Annotated in this window: 22 protein-coding genes; 7 read left to right on the forward strand and 15 right to left on the reverse strand. The window is 70.8% G+C overall.

Features of this window, described 5'->3' with window-relative positions; genetic code table 11:
* Positions 1-170: 170 nt before the first annotated feature.
* A complete protein-coding gene (locus ACIBK5_RS20510) occupies positions 171-587 on the reverse strand; it encodes a Fur family transcriptional regulator (RefSeq protein ID WP_399021298.1) in 417 nt (138 codons plus the stop codon).
* Between the two features lie 149 nt (positions 588-736).
* Between ACIBK5_RS20510 and ACIBK5_RS20515 the strand changes: the two genes are divergently transcribed.
* Positions 737-1378, forward strand: a complete 642-nt coding sequence (locus ACIBK5_RS20515) for a superoxide dismutase (protein WP_399021299.1) — start codon at positions 737-739, stop codon at positions 1376-1378.
* A 167-nt stretch (positions 1379-1545) separates the two neighbouring features.
* On the opposite strand, the gene ACIBK5_RS20520 is transcribed toward ACIBK5_RS20515, so the two are convergent.
* From ACIBK5_RS20520 to ACIBK5_RS20540, 5 genes are read right to left on the reverse strand one after another with little or no spacing between them, the layout of a single operon-like run.
* Complete coding sequence (locus ACIBK5_RS20520; protein ID WP_399021300.1) at positions 1546-2403, reverse strand: class I SAM-dependent methyltransferase; 858 nt, start codon at positions 2401-2403, stop codon at positions 1546-1548.
* On the reverse strand, positions 2400-3653 hold the full coding sequence (locus tag ACIBK5_RS20525; protein WP_399021301.1) for an MFS transporter: 1254 nt from the start codon (positions 3651-3653) through the stop codon (positions 2400-2402). The genes ACIBK5_RS20520 and ACIBK5_RS20525 overlap by 4 nt, the downstream gene beginning before the upstream one ends.
* On the reverse strand, positions 3650-4594 hold the full coding sequence (locus ACIBK5_RS20530; RefSeq protein WP_399021302.1) for a JmjC domain-containing protein: 945 nt from the start codon (positions 4592-4594) through the stop codon (positions 3650-3652). The genes ACIBK5_RS20525 and ACIBK5_RS20530 overlap by 4 nt, the downstream gene beginning before the upstream one ends.
* A gap of 22 nt (positions 4595-4616) precedes the next feature.
* Positions 4617-5909, reverse strand: coding sequence for a TfuA-like protein (locus tag ACIBK5_RS20535; protein ID WP_399021303.1), 1293 nt, complete (start codon positions 5907-5909; stop codon positions 4617-4619).
* Positions 5906-7156, reverse strand: a complete 1251-nt coding sequence (locus ACIBK5_RS20540) for a YcaO-like family protein (protein ID WP_399021304.1) — start codon at positions 7154-7156, stop codon at positions 5906-5908. Before ACIBK5_RS20540 ends, ACIBK5_RS20535 begins: the two co-directional genes overlap by 4 nt.
* Positions 7157-7431: 275 nt before the next feature.
* Here ACIBK5_RS20540 and ACIBK5_RS20545 point away from each other — a divergent pair, with 275 nt between their 5' ends.
* From ACIBK5_RS20545 to ACIBK5_RS20565, 5 genes are read left to right on the forward strand one after another with little or no spacing between them, the layout of a single operon-like run.
* Entirely contained in the window at positions 7432-8418 is a 987-nt protein-coding gene (locus tag ACIBK5_RS20545; RefSeq protein WP_399021305.1) for an ABC transporter substrate-binding protein, read from the forward strand.
* Positions 8419-8426: 8 nt separating this feature from the next.
* Entirely contained in the window at positions 8427-9545 is a 1119-nt protein-coding gene (locus ACIBK5_RS20550; RefSeq protein WP_399021306.1) for a FecCD family ABC transporter permease, read from the forward strand.
* The gene (locus ACIBK5_RS20555) at positions 9542-10366 is read left to right on the forward strand and encodes an ABC transporter ATP-binding protein (protein WP_399021307.1); all 825 of its coding nucleotides are present in this window, start codon (positions 9542-9544) and stop codon (positions 10364-10366) included. The genes ACIBK5_RS20550 and ACIBK5_RS20555 overlap by 4 nt, the downstream gene beginning before the upstream one ends.
* Positions 10360-12090 (forward strand): ABC transporter ATP-binding protein, encoded by a 1731-nt coding sequence (locus ACIBK5_RS20560; protein ID WP_399021308.1) that lies wholly within the window; start codon positions 10360-10362, stop codon positions 12088-12090. Before ACIBK5_RS20555 ends, ACIBK5_RS20560 begins: the two co-directional genes overlap by 7 nt.
* Positions 12087-13868, forward strand: coding sequence for an ABC transporter ATP-binding protein (locus ACIBK5_RS20565; protein ID WP_399021309.1), 1782 nt, complete (start codon positions 12087-12089; stop codon positions 13866-13868). Before ACIBK5_RS20560 ends, ACIBK5_RS20565 begins: the two co-directional genes overlap by 4 nt.
* 252 nt (positions 13869-14120) lie before the next feature.
* Here ACIBK5_RS20565 and ACIBK5_RS20570 read toward each other — a convergent pair whose 3' ends face one another.
* The 7 genes from ACIBK5_RS20570 to ACIBK5_RS20600 all read right to left on the reverse strand — a co-directional run bounded on the left by ACIBK5_RS20570 (position 14121) and on the right by ACIBK5_RS20600 (position 19228).
* Entirely contained in the window at positions 14121-14306 is a 186-nt protein-coding gene (locus ACIBK5_RS20570) for a hypothetical protein (RefSeq protein ID WP_399021758.1), read from the reverse strand.
* Positions 14307-14485: 179 nt separating this feature from the next.
* A complete protein-coding gene (locus ACIBK5_RS20575; protein WP_399021310.1) occupies positions 14486-16528 on the reverse strand; it encodes an MMPL family transporter in 2043 nt (680 codons plus the stop codon).
* A 283-nt stretch (positions 16529-16811) separates the two neighbouring features.
* The gene (locus tag ACIBK5_RS20580; protein ID WP_399021311.1) at positions 16812-17126 is read right to left on the reverse strand and encodes a hypothetical protein; all 315 of its coding nucleotides are present in this window, start codon (positions 17124-17126) and stop codon (positions 16812-16814) included.
* Complete coding sequence (locus tag ACIBK5_RS20585; RefSeq protein ID WP_399021312.1) at positions 17123-17479, reverse strand: ArsR/SmtB family transcription factor; 357 nt, start codon at positions 17477-17479, stop codon at positions 17123-17125. Before ACIBK5_RS20585 ends, ACIBK5_RS20580 begins: the two co-directional genes overlap by 4 nt.
* A 132-nt stretch (positions 17480-17611) precedes the next feature.
* Positions 17612-18100: a CinA family protein gene (locus tag ACIBK5_RS20590; RefSeq protein ID WP_399021313.1), complete on the reverse strand. Its 489-nt coding sequence runs from the start codon at positions 18098-18100 to the stop codon at positions 17612-17614.
* A 192-nt stretch (positions 18101-18292) separates the two neighbouring features.
* A complete protein-coding gene (locus ACIBK5_RS20595; protein WP_399021314.1) occupies positions 18293-18532 on the reverse strand; it encodes a hypothetical protein in 240 nt (79 codons plus the stop codon).
* A 174-nt stretch (positions 18533-18706) separates the two neighbouring features.
* The gene (locus tag ACIBK5_RS20600) at positions 18707-19228 is read right to left on the reverse strand and encodes a DUF4232 domain-containing protein (RefSeq protein WP_399021315.1); all 522 of its coding nucleotides are present in this window, start codon (positions 19226-19228) and stop codon (positions 18707-18709) included.
* Between the two features lie 300 nt (positions 19229-19528).
* On the opposite strand from ACIBK5_RS20600, the gene ACIBK5_RS20605 reads away from it, so the two are divergent.
* Complete coding sequence (locus ACIBK5_RS20605; RefSeq protein ID WP_399021316.1) at positions 19529-20347, forward strand: hypothetical protein; 819 nt, start codon at positions 19529-19531, stop codon at positions 20345-20347.
* 51 nt (positions 20348-20398) lie between these two features.
* Here the strand turns inward: ACIBK5_RS20605 and ACIBK5_RS20610 are convergent, their stop codons facing one another.
* Positions 20399-21118 carry an ABC transporter permease gene (locus ACIBK5_RS20610; RefSeq protein ID WP_399021317.1) on the reverse strand — a complete coding sequence of 240 codons (720 nt, stop codon included), beginning with the start codon at positions 21116-21118 and terminating at the stop codon, positions 20399-20401.
* Between the two features lie 73 nt (positions 21119-21191).
* Positions 21192-22076 (reverse strand): ABC transporter ATP-binding protein, encoded by an 885-nt coding sequence (locus tag ACIBK5_RS20615; protein WP_399021318.1) that lies wholly within the window; start codon positions 22074-22076, stop codon positions 21192-21194.
* Positions 22077-22145: the final 69 nt, after the last annotated feature.

Here is a 22145-nt window from a genome sequence, read left to right on the forward strand (position 1 = left end):
GCAGCCGCCCGTCTCGGACCAGGCCCGCACCCGTCTCGTCGCAGGACGACTCGATGCCGAGCACGACCGGAGAACCCATCGCCCACCTCTCCTGCACTACATACGTTATTGCAAGTAGTGTGCAATAAGAACCGGGAGATGGGTACCCGAGCGGGGAGCGTCCCGCACCCTCAGACGCTGCAGTCGGTGCACCTGCCGTAGAGCAGTAGTGCCCCCCGGGCGTCCGGCCGCAGCCCGGTCAGTTCCTGGATACGGTCCACCGCTTCCGACAGATGCTCGGTCGCCAGAGCTGCGACATACCCGCAGCGCTGACAGACGGTGTGGTGGTGCGGCTCTCCGGTGATGCCGTAGCGGATGGGCCCCGGGCCCGGTACGGCGTGGGTCAGGCCGGCGGCCGTGAGCGTCTCCAGAGTCCGGTAGACGGTCGTGGTGTGGAGGCTCTTTCCGGCTTGCCCCAGGCGCGAGCAGGCTTCCCCGACGGAAAGGTGCCGCGCCGAAGCGGACAGCAGAGCCAGTACCCGTAGCCGGGCGGGCGTACAACGCAGCCCCTGTCCTCGCAGCACTCCGCGGTGCCCGGCCTCGTTCACCGCCCTTCCCTCCTGGCGACGGCCGGAGCCGGCCCTCTCCCCACGGCACGACCCACGGACCTAGGACCAATGCCTGATCGGCAGCGCGCCTCTCCTGCTGTTAGCGTGCAGTTGCACATGAGTGGCAATTATGGCGGAGGATGTTGGACATGGCGGTTTACTCGCTTCCGGAGCTCCCGTACGACTACTCGTCGCTCGCTCCGGTGATCAGCCCCGAGATCATCGAGCTCCACCACGACAAGCACCACGCGGCGTACGTGAAGGGTGCGAACGACACGCTGGAGCAGCTCGCCGAGGCGCGGGACAAGGAGACCTGGGGCTCCATCAACGGCCTGGAGAAGAACCTGGCGTTCCACCTCTCCGGGCACATCCTGCACTCGATCTACTGGCACAACATGACCGGCGACGGCGGCGGTGAGCCGCTGGAGAAGGACGGCGTGGGCGAACTCGCGGACGCCATCGCCGAGTCCTTCGGCTCCTTCGCGGGCTTCAAGGCGCAGCTGACCAAGGCGTCGGCCACCACGCAGGGCTCCGGTTGGGGCGTCCTCGCGTACGAGCCGCTGAGCGGCCGGCTGATCGTCGAGCAGATCTACGACCACCAAGGCAACGTCGGCCAGGGCTCCACCCCGATCCTGGTCTTCGACGCCTGGGAGCACGCCTTCTACCTGCAGTACAAGAACCAGAAGGTCGACTTCATCGAGGCCATGTGGAAGGTCGTCAACTGGCAGGACGTGGCCAAGCGCTACGCCGCCGCCAAGGAGCGTGGCGACAGCCTGCTGCTCGCGCCGTGAGTGCCGTGAGTGCCGTGAGCGCTGTGGCGCCGTGACCGTGACGGCGTAGCCGCGCTCGCACAGACGTCCTGCTCGTGATCGTCTTCTCAACCTTCACTTGCAGGCGGCACAACGAGAGGCTCCTGCGAGGACGTGACTCGCGGGAGCCTTTCGGTTGCCAGGGTTGTTCAGCTGCGGGCCGTGAGCACCAGAACCTGGGTGTCGACCCGGCCCGTCCTGTCGTCGCGGGCGACGGCCGGGACGCTGTCGACGACCTCGAATCCCGCTGCGTGGGCGTGCGGTTCAAGCGTCCGGCGGGTCCACAGGCGCTCGCGGACGGCGGCGAGGTGCGCGACGGGTTCGCCGTCGTCACGGGCCCCGTCGGGCAAGAAGAGGGTGCGGGAGAAGTACGGGCCGGCCGGGTCGTGGCGCAGGGCGGCGAACAGCAAGTGGCGTCTGCCCTCGTCGTCGGTGAAGTCGGTGGCCACGACACCGTTGCGGCCGGCATAGGTCGTCAGCGCGGCCTCCGTGAGGACGGAGAAGCAGAAGACTCCGTCCGGTGCGAGCAAGGACCGGACCCGGTGCAGGAGACCAGCCAGCGAATCGGCTTCGGCGAACATGTTCACCGAGGTGTCGCCCAGCACCGCCGTCGCGTACCCCTCGCCCAGATCTCCGTCGGCGTCGAAGAAGTCCTGGTGCACGACGTGTGTCCGGGCGGCGAGTTCGGGGTGCGCCACCAGATGGGCGGCCAGTCGTGTGGTCGCCGCGCGTGAGCTGTCGACCGCTGTGACGGACAGCCCCGACGCGGCCATGGCGAGCGCCACGCGGCCACGGCCGCACCCGATGTCGAGCACGCGACCCCCTCGCCGTCCGGCGATCGCCGTGAGGTGGTCGGTGTCCCAGCTCTTGCTTGCGTTCTGCTGGTGCAGGTAGGGCTCGAACGGGTCGTCGTAGAAGCCGGTGACGTGCAGGGCGGGCAGACGGTCGAGGAATTGCCGGAACGGGGGCAGACAGATCTGCCGGATGTCGTCGTGGGCCGTGGTCACTGCCGGTCTGCCACCTTGTCGGGTTCGGAGTCGGGGGAAGGGTCCTGGGCGGGGCCGGTCCTCGTGAGTACGGCGTAGGCCACGGTGAGGACGGTCAGGGCGCCGGCGGCCAGCCACAACGGCGCGCGCAGCCCGAAGGCGTCGGCAACAGCCCCTCCGGTGACTGCGCCGAGAGGCACGGCGGCCATCGAGAAGGTGCGGTTGGCGCTGTTGACGCGGCCGAGCAGTCCGGCGGGGACGAGGCGCTGGCGCAGGCTGACCGAGAGGACGTTCCATACTGCGAAGGCGGCGCCCGTGCCGCCCCAGGCGAGGGCGGCCAGGGCCGGGGTGGGGAACGCGGCCAGAGCGAGGTCGAGGGCGGCGGTCACGCCGATCGCCGCGATCTGGAGGGTGCGGCGGTCGAAGCGGCGGACGAGTGCGGGCGTGACCAGGGCGCCGGCGACACCGCCGATCGCGCCGACGGCGAGCATCACGCCGTAGCCGGTCTCCGACACGCCCATCGGGCCGCGGGCCAGCAGGACCAAAGTGGCTTCCCAGGCCATGGTGAAGAAGGTGAGCGCCGTGCCGGCGAGGACGATCGTGCGGACGTAGCTGGCCTGCCAGAGCCAGCGCATGCCGGCCACGGCGTCGGTGACGACCGTGCGTACGACGTTGCCCTCGGACGCGGCGGCGACCGGGGCGGGAGGGGTGGAGCGCAGGCGGGCGAGCAGCAGCAGGCCGAGGGCCATCGCGACGGCGTTCAAGCCGAAGGGCAGGGCGGGGGAGAGGGCGAACAGCACACCGCCCAGGGCCGGCCCGGCCAAGTCCTGGCCCACGCGCTCGGCCGTGATCAGCGCGCTGTTGGCCTTCTCCAGCTTCTCGTCCGGGACGACGCGGGGTACCAGGGACTGGGCGGCGTTGTCGTAGGCGGCCTCGCCGATGCCGAGCAGGAAGGCCAGCACGTAGAGCAGGGCCATGGAGCGCAGGTCGGCCAGGAGCGCTACGGTCAGGGCCGCGAGGACCAGAGTGCGGGCGGTGTTCGCCCAGACCATGAACCGCTCCGGCCGGCTGCGATCGACGAGGGCGCCGATGGGCAGGCCGAACAGGAACCAGGGCAGGAAGGCCACCGCGGTCAGGGCACTGACCGCGAACGCGTCCCGGGTGGTGGCCGCGGCCAGCAGTGGCAGGGCCACCATCCGGATGCCGTCGCCGACGTTGGACAGGGCGGCGGCGGCCAGGACACGGTTGAAGCGGGTGTCGGCGGACGTCACCGCTGCGGCTCCGGGCGGTGGGTGTGGGCCAGTGCGGCGGTGAGGCGGCCTCGGGGTGCGGGGTCGGGCAGGGTCGCGTGGCGGTCGACGATGTCGGCGGCCAGCTGGTCGGTGTCGACGGTGTCGAGGAAGGCGCGCAGCAGGGCCAGGCGTTCCTTGGCCTGCCCGGCGACGGCGTCCGGGGCATCCGCGAAGCGCCAGGGGAAGGTCTCGCGCAGGGCGGGCTCCGCTGCCGCGGCCTGGTCGACGAGGTCGTGCAGGACATCGGCCCACATGGGCGGGGTGTCACCGCTGAAGGTGATGTGGACGGACTCGCTGTCGGTGGTCCAGGCGTCGTGGACGACGCCGCGCGGAATGTAGAGGGATTCGCCGGGGTGAAGGTCGAGTTCGGCGATCACAGGGGTGTCGTACTGCTCGCGGGGCGCGGGCAGGGTGCGCGGCCATCGCACGGGCGGTGCCTGGAGGCGCCAGTGCTTCACGCCGTGTACCTGGCGGACCAGGACGGACATCGGGTCGTAGTGGGGGCCCGCGCCGCGCGAGTTCGCGGGAGTGAGGTAAGCCCCCGCCGAGGTGAAGAAGCCCAGCTCCTTCGACAACTGCGTGCAGAAGTCGGCGACTTCGGGGCTGTAGCGCACCAGGCCGCGCAGGACCACGGTCGCGCCGCGCTCCACCTCCCGCAGTACGGCGTGCGGGTCGGCGACGCCGTTGGCCTGGCCCGCGCCGGTGCCGGTGCGGTGGGTGAAGCGGGACGTGGGTATGTAGCCGCCGTTGTTCATCAGCCGGATGTAGGGGATGCGCAGGCCCCGGTTCACGATGAGGTCCTCGGCCGGCTCCAGCCCGAAGACGTCGTCGAAGCCGCCCAGGTCGCGGGAGTGCAGCGGGCTCGTCTCCCAGGCTTGCCGCAGGGCGTCGGTGTCGGTGACGAGGCGGTGCAGCACCATGGCGCTCACTCCTGTTCATGGTTCAGTCGGCCAGCAGCCGCAGACGAGGCGGATCGGTCAGGCCCAGGTGCGGGGCGAAGCGCGCGGCCCGGGTGGTGAGGTCGTCGACGCCGGTGAATCCACGGTCGTAGAGGGCGGGGATGAGCGCGGCGGTGTTCCAGCGGCGCAGACAGTGCCGGTGCAGGGCCGTGGGGGAGACCTTGCGGAGGGGATAACCGCGCTGTGTCAGCTGTGCGTTGAGCACTTCGGCGTCGGCTATCAGCTCTCTCAGGCGGGCCAGGCCAGGGGTTGCGCGGACGGCCTCCGCAAGGACGGGCATCGGTGTCAGGCCGCAGGACCAGCGGTACGAGCGCACCAACACCCGGGCGAGGACTGCGTCGTCCGAAGCCTTCGCCTCCTCGTCACCCAGCCACAGCCCGTGGTCGGCGGCCAGAAGTCCCCGGTGCCTCGCGGACTCGACCGCGCGACTCTCCAGCACCCGGAAGTCCTCCTCCTGGGCCCCGGTGAGGAGGCGCAGCACGGTCCGTTGATGCAGGGCGGGATAGTCGTCGGCGTAGATCTGCGCGGCTGTCAGAAGGGTGAGGGCGTCGGCGTCGGCGGTGCGCCGCCAGTTCTCCATGTGGACGGTCGTCGGCACGGGCACGGGCTGCGGAACGGTCAGCGCCGGATCGCGGGCCAGGCGTGTGAGCAGGGCACGGGCGTCCTGGGCCTTGACGTCCCAGGTCTCCGCGGGACCGGCCACGGCCGCGCGTACCGTCTCGGTCGTTTCCCTGGACACGGTCTCGGCCTGCTGGAAGATGCCCCGCCAGGTACGGGAGGTGAAGGGCAACTGCTCGGCGGCGGCCAGCAGAGACAGCTCGTCGTGAGAGGTGATGGCCCGGCGCCGTACCTGGCGGCGCAGTGCCACACGGACCGAGACGAGGGCGACGGTCAGCGCACGGGATCCCGCGTCCGGCTCGGTGTGCACGAGGGCGACTTCGTCGTCGCGTTCGATCAGCCCGGTGGCGTACAGGCGATGCACGACGCCGCTGCCCGTCATGCCGTACGGGCCGAGTTCCGCCGCCCGCAGCGCGCCCATGCTGGCAGCCCCGTACACGGCCGCCCCGCGCCCGATGACCTCGCAGATCTCCTTGTGCCGGACGGACGCCGACTGGAAGAACTGCCCGTCCAGGACGATCACCCGGTCTCCAGGTCCGGCCGCAGACGCCATCAGGTCACCGTGCCGTACGGGCGGGTGGACTTCGGCATCCGGCAGCAGGGCCCGTACGGCGGCCGCGTCCAGGGACGGCCCGGCGTAGACGTGGGTGACGCTCATGCCGTATCGCCGCCCGTGCGGGGCCGGCCGGTGCTCGCGCTGACATCGGTCCGGTCGTCGAAGGCCAGGCCGGGGGCGATCACCTTGACGACGGGGATCGCGGTTGGGCTGGGCAGTGTCACACGGATGGGCTCGGTGCCGGTGCGGTCGGCGATCAGCGTGGCGAGGGTGCGTACGTCGGTGTCGAAGTCGCCCGAGGTCGGGGCCGTCCACCAGGTCGTCGTGTGTGTGCCGAGGTCCTCGGAGGCCCGACTTCGGCCGTCCACGGGTTGGTAGAGCAGCGGTGGGAGGTCGTCTCGGGCGCCGGTGATGGCGGTCAGCCGGCTCTGCGCGGCCTCGGTCAACGCGCGGCTCAGGGCGATGGATGGGTCGAGGTGGCAGCCGGCGCCGGTGTAGGTGACGGGATGGGCCTCGGAGCGGATGCGTGCCTCGAAGCAGGCCGGATGCCGCTCGGCGACCACGACCTCTACGGACACGTGGGCTACGGCATAGAGCTCGAGGAGACTTCGGCAGTCAGGGTCCTCTATGGAGCCGAGGTCGAGACGAGACCAGTCGGGGCGCGGCCGGAGACGCAGCCGGGCCAGGGAGTCTCGTTCGCACAGTTCCGCAAGGGCGTGCGCGGTCGCCTCGGCGAGGGTGTTTCCGGAGGCCAGGCCGTTGCTGGTGGTGCGGAACAGCGGGGGCGTCCACTCGGCGCGGTAGGTGTGGTCGAGGCGGACGGCCGGTTCCGGTACCGGAATCGACGCACCGCTCAGCAGGCCCTCGCCTTCCAGCCAGGGCAGCGGTAGCCCTTCGTGCAGCAGCGATCCCTCGGCGAGATCGAGCTGTGCCAGGCGATAGGGCAGGTCAAGTGAGCCGGCGGCGCGGGGTGTTGACGGGGAGGGTGGATTCTCGGCGTGCCAGAGCTCGATCGCCTCCATCGCGGCCGACACACGCGCCGCATGAGGTGTGAGTCCCTTGCCCTGAGACACGGAGACGGTCCGCGAGGCGGGTCGTACGGCCTGGAAGACCGGGATGCCGATGTCGTCGAGGCCGGTCACGTCTGCCACGCGAGTCACCCCGTACCGCGGGAGCTGGGGCCGGATGCGCTGCCAGGTCTCCTCGGGTGCCACCGCCCGGTGCGTGCCCCGGTGGTATCCCTTGGCCGCTGTTCGGGCGCCGGTTACCAGCACCGTTCCGCTCCCCCCGTCGGTCCGGATGGCCCGCACGGAGGCGGGTGCTGTGGGTGGGTGCGGGGCGACGCCCATGGAACGGACGCTGTCAGGCGTGGCGCCGCTCCCGCACCCGGCTCATGCCGGCTGGGCCGATCAGGTGTGGTGCGCCACGCTCACCACGGTCTCCTCTTCGGTCTCCTCGACCTCGAAGACCTCAGCCAGTTCCTCGTTGGAGTACTGCATGCTGCCCCTCCTTCCCCGGTCGGAGGCCCCCCGTACAGGGGACCCTCGACCGTCACTCTGGCTGACCCTTCACATTTCTGCAAGGATTTCGTTGTTGCAAGTACCGTGCAATAAGGGGGACTTGAGTGACAGGAGTTACGGTCCGGCGACTGGCGGCCGTCCTGGTGACGGCCGGTGTGCTCGCGGCCTGTGGGGCGGAGTCCGGCACGAGTGAAAGCGGGAAGCAGGCCGAGGCGTCGGGGTCCGACGTCCGTATCGAGCGCTGCGGGGAGAACATACGGCTGGAGCGGCCCGCCTCGCGCGCCGTGACACTCAACCAGCACGCCACCGAACTGGTGCTGGCCATGGGGCTGGGCGACCGGCTGATCGGCAGCTCGCTGCTGGACAATCCGGTACGGGCCGATCTGAAGTCCGCCTACGGCAAGGTGCCCGTGCTGTCTCAGAAGGCGTATCCGTCGAAGGAGACGTTGATCGGCCTGGGTCCTGACGTGCTCATCGGTGGTTTCGGGCCGACGTTCAGCGAGGCCAACGGGCTGCCGCCGGACCAGTTCCGCTCCGCCGGGATCGGCCTGTTCACCATCCAGTGCAAGGGGCAGAAGCTCACCTTCACCTCCCTCATCGAGACCGTCACCGCGCTCGGCACCCTCTTCGGCGAGCCGGACGCCGCCCGGAAACTCAACGCCCGGCTCACCGAGCAGTGGGAGGAAGTGAAGGCGCAGGTCAAGGGAGCCGACCCGGTCGACGTGCTCGTCTTCGACTCCGGGCAGACCGCGCCCACCGTGGCAGGCGGGCAGGGCCTGGCCAACACGCTGGTCACCACGGCCGGCGGGCGCAATGTCTTCTCCGACCTGAAGTCCGATTGGGGTGAGGGCAGTTGGGACGAGGTCGTACGCCGCGATCCTGACGTGATCCTCGTCGTCGACTACTTCACGGCCGGGAACACCGCACGCGACAAGATCAAGCAGCTGCGGTCCGACCCCGTGCTGAGGGATGTGACCGCCGTGAAGGAGAACCGCTTTCTCGTCGTGGGACTGACGGGGCTCGGCGCACTCAGCCCGCGCAACCCCGAGGTCGCCGCAGACATCGCCGACGAGCTTCACCCACAGGGGTGAGGAGCGCGATGGCCGCCACGGCCCCGGCCGGTGCCGGGACCGCGGAACGGACGCCCCCGCCCACCGTCCGCCGGGCTGCGACCCGATGGTTCCTGCCGGCCCTGATCGTCCTGCTGGCCGGCGGGGTCGTGGCCGGGATCGCCCTCGGCCCCTTTCAGGTCCCGGTCGGCTCCCTGGTCCGGGTGGTCGCCGCGCACCTGGGCGGCGACGAGGTGACCGGCGCGGACATCCGCTACGACACGATCGTGTGGCAGATCAGGCTGCCCCGTGTGCTGCTCGGAGCGCTTGTCGGCGCGGGCCTGGCGATGGTCGGCACGGTGTTGCAGGCGCTGCTGCGCAATCCGCTCGCCGACCCGTTCGTGCTGGGCACCAGCTATGGCGCCGGGGTGGGCGCGGTGACCGTCACGCTGGCCGGGGCCGGTCTGGCGGGGGTCTACACCCTGTCCGCCGGGGCCTTCGCGGGTGCGATGGCCGCCGCCGTCGTGGTCTTCGCCGTCGCGCAGGCGCACCGTGGGGCCGGAGCGGCCCGGCTGCTGCTGGCCGGCGTCGCGGTGTCCTTCGTCGGGCAGGCCGTCACCAACGTCCTGGTGATGGTCGGTGACGACAGCGGAGGCCAGGCTGCCAGGTCCGTGCTGTTCTGGCTGCTGGGCGGGCTCGGCGGAGCCCGCTGGACCTCGCTGACCCTGATCGCCGCCCTGACGGCGCTCGCACTGCCCTGGCTGCTGCTGCGCGCCCGCATGCTGGACGCGCTCATGCTCGGCGAGCAGACCGCCGCGAGCCTGGGACTGCGCCCCTCCCGGCTCCGTACCGAACTGTTCGTGATCACTTCGCTGCTGACCGGGGCCATGGTGGCCGTGAGCGGGGCGATCGGCTTCGTCGGCCTGATGATGCCGCTGTTCACCCGTCTGCTGCTGCGCTCCGCCGAGAGCGCCCGGGTTCTGCCCGTCGCGGCGCTCTCCGGCGCGGTGTTCCTGGTCTGGGCCGATCTCGTCGCCCGCCTCGTCCTCGCGCCGGCCGAACTGCCCGTCGGCGTGGTGACGGCGCTGTGCGGCGGACCGGTCTTCCTGTGGCTGCTGATCCGCCGTGGCGGGGCACTGGCCGGGCCCGGCGGGGGTGGTGCCCTGTGACCACGTCCGAAGCGGCCGAGGTGACGATCGGCGGACTCGGCGCACGCCTGTCCGGCATCCCCGTCCTGCACGGCGTCGACCTCCATGTGGAGCCCGGCGAGGTGCTCGGCGTCGTCGGTCCCAACGGCGCGGGCAAGAGCACCCTGCTGCGCTGCCTGTACCGGGCCCTGGTGCCCGACACCGGAACCCTCAGGGTCGACGGCGCGGACCTGCTGGCCATGGACCCCGCCACCTCCGCCCGGCACACCGCCGCCCTGCCGCAGGAGTCCGAACCGGTCAGCGGGCTGCGCGTGCGCCGCGTGGTTCTCCTGGGCCGCACCGCCCACCTCACCGCCTGGCAGAACCCGGGCGCACACGACCACTGGATCGCCGAGGAGGCACTGGCCAGGGTCGGTGCGTCGGCTCTGGCGGACCGGGACATCGCCACTCTGTCCGGCGGCGAACGCCAGCGCGTCCTGCTGGCCCGCGCCCTGGCCCAGCAGCCCCGTGTCCTCGTCCTCGACGAACCCCTCAACCACCTGGACATACGGCACCAGTTGGAGTGCCTGCGCATGATCCGCGGCTTGGGCGTCACCACGGTCCTCGCCGTGCACGATCTCGACCTGGCACTGCGCTACTGCGACCGGCTCTGTGTGCTGGCCGCCGGGACGGTCGTGGCCGCGGGGCCGCCGCGTGAGGTGCTCCAACCGCCGCTGATGGCCGAGGTGTTCGGTGTGAAGGCACGACAGGTGGAGATATCGCCGGGGGAGTCCGCCCTGTGGTGCGAGCCCCTGGATGCCGTCGGGTCGCCGACCACCGCCCAGGAGGAGCCCGCGTGCTGACCTCACTGCTCCCGTACGCGCGGCCCGGACGCCGCCCGCTTCTGGCGAGTGTGGCCGCCGGTGTCGGAGTGTCCGGGTGCTATGTGGGCCAGAGCCTGCTGCTCACCCTGGCCGTGGCCCGAGGACTGCGCCACGACCTGAACGGGGCCGTCTGGGCATGCTGCGGCGCGCTCGCCCTCGTCGCCGTACGCGCCGTCCTCATCTGGGCCCGCGAGGTCGCCGCCGCCCGTGCCGCCGAACAGGTCAAGACCCACCTGCGGCTGCGCCTGTACCGTCACTTGCTCACCCTGGGACCCGGCCACGTGACCCGGCAGCGCACCGGCGCGCTCCTGACCACGCTCCAGGACAGCGTCGAGGCCCTCGACCGGTTCGTCAGTATCTTTCTGCCACAGGTCCTCGTCTCGGTCATCGGCGGACTCGGGATCGTCGCCGTCCTCGCGGTGATCGACCCGCCGGTGGCAGCGCTCGTCGCCGCCACCGCCATCTTCGCCGCAGTGGTCCCCCGGCTGCTGCGTCACCGCATGCGGCGGATGCTCACCGACTACATGCGGGGCTGGCGCGGCCTGAGCGCCGACTACCTCGACGCCGTCCAGGGCCTGCCCGCCCTCAAGGCCGTCGCCGCCCACGACCACTTCGGCACCCGACTGTCCCGCACCGCCTGGGACTTCTACCGCTCCTCGCTCCGATTCACCCAGATCGCCACGATCTCAGCGGGCTTCGTCGGCTTCTTCGCCGCCCTCGGCACCTCCGCCGCGGTCGGCATGGCCGCCTGGGAGTACGCCGCCGGCGATCTGTCCCTCAGCGCTGTCTTCGCCGTACTCCTGCTCTCCCGCGAAGCATTCCGCCCGGTCACCGAGCTGATGGCCGCCTTCCACGCGGGCCAGGCGGCGCTGCCCGCCCACGAGGCCATCCGTGAACTGCTCGCCGAGAAACCAACCGTCCCCGACACCGGCACGGCCCGTCCGACAGACTCGGGCGCCCCGCCCCAGGTGGTCTTCGACCACGTCGGCTACACCTACCCCGGCCAGGAACACCCCGCCGTCGACGACATCAGCCTCACCCTCGAAGCCGGCACCACCACCGCCGTGGTCGGCCCCTCCGGCGCCGGCAAGTCCACACTGGCCCGCCTGCTCCTGCGGTTCGCCGACCCGGGCGCGGGCGGCCGGATCACCGCCGACGGCGTGGACCTGCGCGACATGCCGCTGACCGACTGGCACGCACGGATCGCTGTCGTCTCCCAGGAGGTGTTCCTCTTCCACGGCACCGTCCGCGACAACATCGCCTTCGGCCGCGCCGACGCACACGCCACCGACATCGAGAAGGCCGCCCGCGCCGCGCACGCCCACGACTTCATCACCGCCCTGCCCGACGGCTACGACACAGTCATCGGCGAACGCGGCCTGCGCCTGTCCGGCGGCCAGCGCCAACGCCTCGCCATCGCCCGCGCCCTGCTCGCCGACACACCCCTGCTCATCCTCGACGAGGCCACCTCCAGCGTGGACATCGCCGCCGAACGCGCCGTCGTGGACGCCCTGGACCAACTGCGCGAGGGCCGCACCGTCCTGGTGATCGCCCACCGTCTGTCCACCGTCGCCGACGCCGACCACCTCGTCGTCCTCATCGACGGACGCGTGGCCGAGGCCGGAGCGCCCCACCGACTCCTCGCCGAAGGCGGCGCCTACGCCCGCCTCGTCGCCCGCCAGCGGGAGGGAGCCGCCCCATGACCCTCACCGACCACGCTCCTGCCACGCCGGCCACCCCACCAGCTCCTGGCCACGGCTCGCCCCTGCGGCCCCTGCTGCGCCCGCACAAGGCACGTCTCGCCGGGGCCATCGCCTGCGGACTGCTCGACCAGGCACTCGCCCTGGCCGCCGCCCTCCTCGGCGCACATGTGATCGGTCAGGCCCTCTCCGGCACCGCACCCGGCGAACTGACCGCCGAACTCGTCCTCCTGGCCGTGCTCGTGACTCCGAAGGTCCTTGCCGCGTGGGCCGAGTCCTACCTTGCCCACGACCTCGCCTTCCGTGTCCTGGCCGAACTCCGCGACCGGTGCTACCGAGCCCTGACCGCCCTCACCCCCGGCTACCTGCTGCGCCGCCGCTCCGGCGACATCGGCGCCACCGCCATGGCCGACATCGAGCTGCTGGAGCTGTTCTTCGCGCACAGCCTCAGCCCGCTCATCGTCGCCGCCTCCGTCCCACCTGCCTGCCTGATCGCCGCCTTCGCCCTGGACCCGCTGCTCGGCGTCGCCCTGCTCCCCGCCGTCGTCCTGATGGCCACCGTCCCCTTCTGGCTGCGCCGCCGCTCCGCGGACCAGGCCCGCCGCATGCGCGAAGCCACCGGTGAAGCCGCCGCCGAAACGGTCGACGCCGTCCAGGGCCTGGCCGAAACACTTGTCTTCTCCCGCGAGCAGCACCAGGCAGAGCGCCTGCGCACGGCCACCGAACGACTCGGCCAGGCCACCCGCGCCCACCGTTCACGCGGCGGCGTGGAGAAGGCCGCCGGGGACACCATCGCCGCCGCGGGCCTCATCGCCGTCCTGCTCACCGCACTGACTCTCGTGGACACCGGAACGCTGCAGGCCGATCAGGTACCGCTCGCGGCGGTCCTCGGAGCCTTCGCCTTCCTCCCGCTGCTCACCCTCGTCGACACCTGGCGCGAACTCGCCTCCGTCCGCGCCGCAGCCGTCCGCCTCACCGACATCGTCACCGCCCAGCCGGACGTCACCGACCGGGCCACCGCGGAACCCGTCCCCACGGCGACCATCGATCCCACCGTCACCTTCCACGACGTCCGCTTCCGCTACCGCCCAGAACTGCCCGACGCGATCAGCGACATCACCTTCACGATCCCCGCCGGCGCCACGGTGGCCATCGCAGGACACTCCGGCGCGGGCAAGAGCACCTGCGCCTCACTCCTCCAACGCCACTGGGACCCGGCCGACGGCGCGATCACCATCGGCGGCCACGACCTGCGCGACCTGCCCCTGGCCCAGCTCCAGCGCCTCATCGCCGCCGTCCCCCAGGATACGTACCTGTTCAACCTGACGATCCGCGACAACATCCGCTTCGCCCGGCCGGACGCCGGCGACGCCGAGGTGGAAGCCGCCGCACGGGCAGCCCATGCCCACGACTTCATCACCCACGACCTCCCTCATGGCTACGACACCCCGGCCGGAGAACGCGGCGCCCAACTCTCCGGCGGGCAGCGCCAGCGCATCGCCATCGCCCGCGCCCTGCTCGCCGACACGCCCGTCCTCGTGCTCGACGAGGCGGTGTCCAACCTGGACGCGGAAAGCGAGGCCGAGGTCGACCGCGCCCTTCGCGCGGCCCGCACCGGCCGTACCACCCTCGTCGTCGCCCACCGCCCCTCCACCCTCGCCGGTGCGGACACCGTCGTACTCCTCGAGGCAGGCCGAATCCTTGACGTGGGACACCACCAGGACCTGCTCGCTCGCTGTCCGGCCTATGGCGCTCTGCTCAATCAGGTAACGCGCGACTGACGTGGATGTGGCGCCGCCCCAAGAGTGTCCGCGCAAGGCCGTGTGCCCGGCTCCTGCACATGAAGCTCCCTCGACCGCTACCCGGGCGGCCAGACCACCCCGAGCTCGTCGACGGCGCCGCCCTGCTGCTATCCGGTTCACGCTCTGCGCGGGCTAGCCTCGTTCGGCCCCCGGTTTCGTCCGGGGCGGAGTTCAGGGGGCTGCTGAGACGGCGACGCCCATCACGAAGCCGGGCCTCCTGCGGATACCCGGCTACTTCGAGGTGTCCTCGATGGCCTCGAAGATGTCGGCGTCGGTCTCCTTTTGCCAGTCGGGCAGGTCGGGCCAGTCGGCGACGTAGCCGGGCTTGGGGTCCTCGAAATGCCGGTGACGTGGCGAGGTCCGGGTCCCCGGCCGGTGCCGACTGCGTATTGAAGGCGGCCCCCACGTCCAGGGCATTCGGGAGAGTCGGAGAACCGCTCCCGAATTTGCGGCGCAATCCCCTTTCGGGTTGTCGAAGGGCCCATGAAATCCGGTTTCCAGATCAGTGCCGTCTCAGGGGCCGGCAGCGAGCCGTCGATCGACCAGTCCTAATACGGAAGCCCGACGCTCGCATAGCTACGGCCGGGCCGGGGGGATCACGCCGCCTTGTGGAAGAGCCTGCCCGGCCACCAGAACCAGCGGCCCAGGTCGAGGGCGAGGGCGGGGACCAGGATCGTACGGACGAGGAAGGTGTCCAGGAGGACGCCGATACCGACCAGGACGCCCATCTGGGCCATGGTCACCAGGGGCAGGCCGGCGAAGACGGCGAAGGTCGCGGCCAGGACGATGCCCGCCGAGGTGATGACGCCTCCGGTGCTGGTCAGGCCCTCCAGGACGCCGTGGTGATGGCCCAGCTTCCCGGTCTCCTCCTTCACCCGGTGCATGAGGAAGATGTTGTAGTCGATGCCGAGGGCCACCAGGAACACGAAGCCCATCAGCGGGATCGACCAGTCGACGCCCGCGAAGTCCAGGACGTGTTCGAAGAGGAGATTCGAGGCGCCCAGGGCGGCTACGTACGACAGCACGACCGTGGCCAGGAGCAGGAGCGGGGCGATCAGGGCCCGCAGCAGGAGGATCAGGACGCCCAGGACGACGAGGAGCACGATCGGAACGACCGTCGTCAGGTCGCGGTCGGCGGCCCGCTGGGTGTCGAGGGCCTCCGCGGTCGTACCACCGACCAGAGCGTCCATCGGGTGCACGGCGTCGCGCAGGGCGTCGATCGTGTCCTTTGCGGCCTGGCTGTCCGGGGCGTTCTCCAAGACCACCGAGAGCGTGGTGAGTTCGCCGTCCGGCGTGCGGGCGGTGTCGTTCTCGACTCGGGCCACTCCGGACACCGACGACGCTGCCGCCCTGACCTCGGCGGTGCGGTCGGTGCGCGTGACGATGTCCGCCGGGTCGGATGCCCCCGACGGGTAGTGCGCCGAGATCCTCTCCTGGGCCACGACCGACTCGGGCTTGTCCTGGAACATCTCCGCCTGTGTCAGGCCCATGGTGACGCCCGCCGCGCTCAGCGCGAGCACGCCGGTGACCCCGACCGACGCCAGCCACGACCAGCGGGGGCGCAGGGCGACCGCCGCCCCGACCCGGGACCAGGTGGTGCGCGGCTTACGGCCGGGCGTGCCGTGGTGCGGGACGAAGGGCCAGAACACCCAGCGGCCCGTGATGACGAGCAGCGCCGGAAGCACGGTGACCATGGCGAGGAAGCCGCAGACGACGCCCACTGCGCCCACCAGCCCCAGTGAGCGGGAGGAGTTGATGTCGGCGAACGCCAGACAGGACAGGCCGACGGCGATGGTGGCGGCGGAGGCCAGGATCGCCGGGCCGGAGCGGCGCAGCGCGATTCCCATGGCCTCGTGACGGTCCTCGTGGCGGTGCAGTTCCTCGCGGTAGCGGGCGATGAGGAGCAGGGCGTAGTCCGTGCCGACGCCGAAGACGAGGACCATGAGCACGCCCGCGCTCTGCGGATCGACCGGAAGCCCGGCGTGCTTCGCCAGCAGGTACGTGACCACCTGGGTGAGGACCGCCGCGAAGCCCACCGACACCAGGGGCAGCAGCCACAGGACCGGGCTGCGGTAGGTCAGCAGCAGGAGGACGGCCACCACCAGGCCGGTGGCCAGCAGCAGAGTCGTGTCGAGACCGTCGAAGACCGCTACTGAGTCGGCGAGGGAGCCGGCCGGGCCGCCGACCTCGACGTCCACGCCGGGCGGGGCGTTGGCGCCGGCCACCGCCCGCAGCTCGTCGACCTTGTCGGTGATGCCGTCCTCGCCGTCCAGCGGGACGATCGTCATCAGGGCCTTGCCGTCCTCGGACGGGATCGGCCGCGAGACCTCCTGACCGGCGGGGACGTACCGCGCGAAGCCGTCGCGGTCGGTCGTCGCCGCGGCTTCGGCCCCGTCGCCGGTGTACACGACGACGGCCGGCACCACCGTGTCCGTACGGAACCTCTCCAGCTCCGTGTTGACCAGCGCGGACTCCGCGCCGCGCGGCAGAAAGGCGTTGGGCCCGGATTCCTCGACGTCGCCGAGCTTGCCGGCCAGCGGGCCGAGGGCGACGGCCAGGATCAGCCAGGCCGCCAGGACCAGCCACTTGCCGCGGCGCCCGGCGGGTGCGCGGGCGACGTGCTGGAGCAGCGCACGCATGAGTAGTCTCCTTACGTAGGGAGCGCGCCGCCGGTCGTTCGACGACCGGCATCAGGGCGCATGGGACCCGCACCACGGCGCTTGTGGGTGTGACGACCTGCCGTGGCGTACGGGTGGTGTGTCCGAAGGGTGTGTTCTTCCGCTGGGACCCGCACCACGGCGCTTGTGGGTGTGACGACCTGCCGTGGCGTACGGGTGGTGTGTCCGAAGGGTGTGTTCTTCCGCTGTACGGCCGGGAGTTGCAGCTCCCGGCCGTACGTCTCTCTCGGTGCGCCTGCGGGCGCTATTCGATCTCGCGCATCATCTTCTCCATCGAGGACACCGACAGCCGGGTCTGCGTCAGCTCGTCGAGGGTCTGCCGCTGTCCCTCGACCGTGCGGCGCTGTAGTTCCACGGTGTCCTCGAGGAGCTCGGCGTACTTGGCCGCGAGGTCCTTGTACTGCTGCTCGCGCGCGGCCAGCATCCGGGCCCGCCAGGTGGCGGCGGTCTGCCAGACGATCACGATGAGCAGAGTGAAGAGCCCACCGGCGCCCACGGCTCCGACCAGCGCGCTCACGGTGTCGGCGCTGTCGGCGAGCGTCACCTGTTCCCCATTCACTTCGCTTCCTCTTTCTCGGCCTCGGTCTTCTCGGACTCGCTGAGCGTCGCGGCCGCCCGGGCGATGACGCCGGGGGTCAACTCGTAGAAGAACGGCGTGACATCGAAGTACTTCATCGCCTTGCCGTCCTCCGCGAGTTCGAGCGTGCCGACGACCAGGCCGGCCGCCTCCAGCCGCTGGAGGTGCATGTGCAGCAGCGGACGGCTCATCCCGATCTCGCGCGCCAGCGCGCTGACGTAGTTCCGGCTCTCCAGCAGCGCCGCGACGATCCGCAGGCGGTGCGGGTTGGCCAGGGCGGAGAGCACCTTCAGCAACTCGTCGCCCGTCGGTGCCGGAGTCGGGACCTCGGGCATCGCGGCCCCTTTCCGTGGTACCTGTCAGAAAAGGCTGACAGCGCCCTCCGGTACCTGTCAAAGATTTCTGACACATATCGGGGGCGGATGGGGGACAGCTGGGGGAGGTCTGGGGGGTGTCTCAGGGTTGCGTCAGGGGTGACGCCGGTCCAGATGCTCGACCAGCAGGCTCAGCGCCCGCTCCACGGCCTGGCGGCGCACTTCCTCGCGCGTCGAGCCGGTGCTGGTGAACTCGTGGCTGACCGTGCGTTCCCGGTCGGAGACGCCGATGTAGACGAGTCCCACGGGCTTGCCGTCCTGGCCGGTGGGGCCGGCGACGCCGGTGGTCGAGACACCGAGGGAACTGCCGAACAACTCCCGTACACCGCGCGCCATCTGCTCGGCCGTCGCGGGGCTCACGGGGCCGTCGGAGGCGAGGGTCGTCTCGGCGACGGAGAGGACCGTCGCCTTGGAGTCCGTCGCGTACGTGATCGCGCCCCCGCGGTAGTAGTCCGACGCGCCGGGGGTGCCGGTGATCGTCGCGCCGAGCATGCCGCCGGTGAGGGACTCCGCCGTGCTGACGGACAGTCCGCCGGCGCGGAGCAGCGAACCGAGCCGTGCCGCGATGTCCTGCAGTGTCACGAAGACTCCTCCCTTGCGGGCCGCGCCGGGGTGCCCGTCGCCGCGCGTGCTCATTGAATCAGCCGAGACGCGCATGGTCCGGGCGGCGACTTCCCCCTGCCCGTTGCCGGACACCCCATGGGTCGGCCCCGGGAGTCTCTTGAGATCCCCGGGGCCCGGAGTCGTGTCACGCCTTACGGCGAAGACACATGTCTAGTGGCCAAGGTCGTTGATGTTCACCGGGAGGATTCTGGTGAGTGGGTTGATCGCGTTGAGTGCCTTGGTGGACCTGCTGAGGAGGTTGTCCTCGCTCGTGCTCACGGCAGTGCTGCTGGAGTGGCCCTTGGTCTGCTCGCCCTTGTCGCCGGGGTCGGCGGCGTGGGCTGTGCCGGTGGTGGTCAGGGCGGCTCCTGCGAGTGCCAGGGCGGCGAGCGTGCGTCGCGTGTTGGTCATGCACTGCTGAACGAACCAGGACTGAATACGTAACTCGCCCAAAACGACGCTGCTCCGCTGCCTTCTTCCGGGCGTTGCGCCAGTTGCACGTGGACACCCCCGGCCGACGGTGCGTACGCCGGCCGGGGGTGCGGTCTTGTCACGAGGGCGCGGCGGAGGCGCCCGGCGTGCGTGTCAGCCGGAGAACGGGACGGCGTCGGCCGGGTCGGCGTGCCAGTTGGTGGCGACGGGCCTGTCGACCAGGGCGGTGTCGGGGAGGTCGAGGCTGATGGAGTTGGCCTCGTCGCCCGCGACGGACAGGTGGATCCGCTCGAACTCCTTGCCGAAGTCGTTGTTGGTGGTCTTGGGGTTGATGCCGGCGTAGGCCCGGGTGGAGCCGGAGAGGACGACGTCCTCGCTGACGGCGTGCTCGGCCGGTGCCACCTCGGTGTCGGCGGCCGAGCCGAAGGACGCGGAGGGGAAGACCCCCTTCAGGTAGCAGGTGACGCCCGACTTGGCCTTGGCGGTGAGGAGGTAGTAGCCACCCGCCTGCGTCTCCGTGGTGATCTTGAAGGTCAGGTCCTTGGTGACGCAGGCCCGCGCGGTGCTGCCTCGGCTGTCGGCGGTGGCGGTCGCCGTCGCGGTGGCGGTGAGGGCCACCGCGGCGACGGCGGCCAGGGCGAGGCGGGCGGGGCGGGCGGCAAAGCGCGAACGCATCGAGATCTCCATCGTGCAGAGGTGGGTCGTCCAGCGGGCTGCTGGGACGACCGCAGCTTGTTCCGCGATCCGTCCCGCCCGCCACAAGGTGCGGTGATTGTGGGACGCCGGAACGCTGGAACAGGGGCTGACCAGCGCAGATGCCGGTGGCCTGGAACGGGGTGCTGGGACGGGGAGACCCCGCCGGCCGGCACAGCCGTAACCCTGCGGTCGTGTTCGCGCGCCGATGCCGCCCTGCGACAGTGCATCGTTCCGGGTATCGGGCGGTGGACGGCTTCGCGACTCTGGAAGGCTGGGCCCATGGCGGAGGGGGATCCCGGGGCAGCCGGTGCGCGGAGCGAGGCTCGCCGACGCAGGTACACGGCCGCGGCGGTCACGGCGATCGCGGTCGTGGCCGCGGTCGTCCATCTGGTGTGGCCGCACATCGAGTTGGACGCGGTGACGGTGACGTTGCTGGTGATCGCCGTGGTCCCCTGGCTGGGCGGGGTCTTCGACAGCATCACCCTTCCCGGCGGCGCGGGCGTGCAGTTCCGGCAGCTGACCGCGCGGATGGAGGAGACCGAGGCGGTCACGGCCCGCCTGGAACGGGCGGTTGAAGGAGCTGCCGACACCTCCCAGGTCGCCCTGACCGCCGCACAGGACCGCGCCTCGGGCGAGCAGAACACCGATCCGGTGGAGATGGTCAACGGCCTGGCCGCCGACTACCTGGCCCTGCGCCGGAACCTGCCCGCCGGTCAGGAGCGCACCCGCCTGATGCAGCAGGTGTTCGGAGAACTGGTCCGTGAGACCGGGCGTCTCACCGACCCGCCGCTCGATTCCTGGCTGGAGTCGGAGAACGGCGGACTGCGGCTCGCCGCCTACACCCGCCTCTTCCTCGATCCGGATCCCCGCTGTCTGGACGCACTGCTTGACGCCGTCCTGAAGGACGACTTCGCCTTCAACGTCAGCCGGGGAATCCGCGCACTGGAGAACATCACCGACGTCGTCGGTGCGGAGCAGGTCGGCATCGGAGTGGTCCACCGGCTCCGCACGTACTTCGGGGAGTTGCCGGAGGGAAACCGCAAGAAGCATCTACGGCGCCTGCTGGACCGCTTCCCCTGGCCCACACCAACACCCTGAGCCAGCAAGGTCGTTCTACTTCCCCCGTCCGAACCCTGCCCTCGTTCCCGCTCACCGGCGCGGCTCCCAGCGGAACATGCGGGAGGCCAGGGCGATGGCGACGACGACCCAGGCCAGTGTGGGGGCCAGTAGGGGCAGGGAGTCCGTTACGGGGACGCCGCCGTTCCAGGCGTTGAGGACCAGCTCCGTGGCCGAGCCACCGGGGAGCAGCCGCTTGAGCAGGGTGAGTTCCCCAGTACCGCTGATCCCCACCCAGCTGGCGACGGCGATGGTGCCGAGACTGACCGGCAGGGTGGTCACCTGGGCGTGTTCGGGGGAGTTCGTCAGTCCGGCGGTGGCCAGTCCCAGGCCGAGCATCATGACGACCGTGGAGAGGACCGCGGCCGCCAGGAGGGGAACGTTTGCCGGTCCGCCGGCGACCGAGGCCAGCACGACGAGGATCGCGACCACCTGGACCAGCGCCAGGACGGTGACCGGGAGCATCAGGCCGGAGAGGATGCCGGCGTCGCCCGCCGGGGTGGAGCGCAGCCGCTTGAGGAAGAGGTTCTGACGGCGCGAGGCCAGTGTCGTCACCGTGGTCGTGTAGAGCCCGAACGCCCCCACGGTGAACACCACCACCGCCGCGATGTATCCGAGGCTGCCCAGTTCCGCGAAGACCTCGTGCTGGCGGATGAAGTACGCGCTGACCGCCGTGGGCATGATGAAGCTGGAGACCAGAACCAGCCGGTTCCGGAAGATCTGGATCAGCTCGCCGAGAGCGATTGAGAGCATGGTGAAGGCCTTTTCCTGGGAGGTTCCGGTTCCTGGGAGGTTCCGGGGGAGGTGCTGATCGTCGGGTGAGCGGCTAGTCGTTGCCGATGGCGCGGAAGACGTCGTCGAGCCGGGTCGGCCCGGCTTCGAGCTCCCCGAGCTCCAGCCCGTTGGCGTGCGCCCAGTCGAGCAGGGCGTAGAGGGTCTCCTGGAGGCCGAACGTCTCGACGAGGAACCGTCCGTCACTCTCGCGCGTGGCCCGCAGCGGCAGGGCCGGTGCGGTGGCCGGGAGGGAGAAGCGGACGACGGCCGGCAGGGTCCGCGTCAGCTCGGCGACGGTCCCCTCCCGGTGGAAGGCGCCCTTGTGCATGAGCCCGATGCGATCGGCGCGTGCCTGGGCCTCTTCCAGGTAGTGCGTGGTGAGCACGACGGTGGATCCGTCCTCGCGCAGCTTGTCCACGGCGTCCCACAGGGCGTCCCGGGACTGGATGTCCAAGCCGGTGGTGGGCTCGTCGAGGAAGATCAGCTCAGGCTTCCCGTACACGGCCGTGGCGAAGTCCAGACGCCGCTTCTCACCGCCGGAGAGCTGGGACACCTTGGTGCCGGCCTTGTGCGTGAGGCCGACGATGCCCAGGACGCGTTCGACCCTGTCCTTGCGCCGCGAGAGCGTTCCGATCATCCGGACGGATTCCTTCACCGTCAGGTCAGGAGAGAACCCGCTCTCCTGGAGCATGATGCCCATCCTGGGCCGCACGGACCGCCGGTCGCGGGGGCTCTGCCCGAAGACCCGCACGGTGCCCGAGGTGGCCGCACGGTGGCCTTCGACCGTCTCCAGGGTCGAGGTCTTGCCGGCCCCGTTCGTGCCGAGCAGCGCGTAGAGCTCCCCCTTCCGCACCTGGAACGACAGGTCCTTCACGGCGTGGAAGTCGCCGTAGCTGAGGTTGAGGCGGTCAACGTCGATGACTGGTGTCGAGGTCATGCGTCGATCTCAGCCGTCGTCACGCTCGTCCGGCAGTGCCGTGGCGTCATCGTCGCGGTGTGACATACC

It is taken from the genome of Streptomyces sp. NPDC050546 (genome assembly GCF_044457425.1).
Classification (GTDB): domain Bacteria; phylum Actinomycetota; class Actinomycetes; order Streptomycetales; family Streptomycetaceae; genus Streptomyces.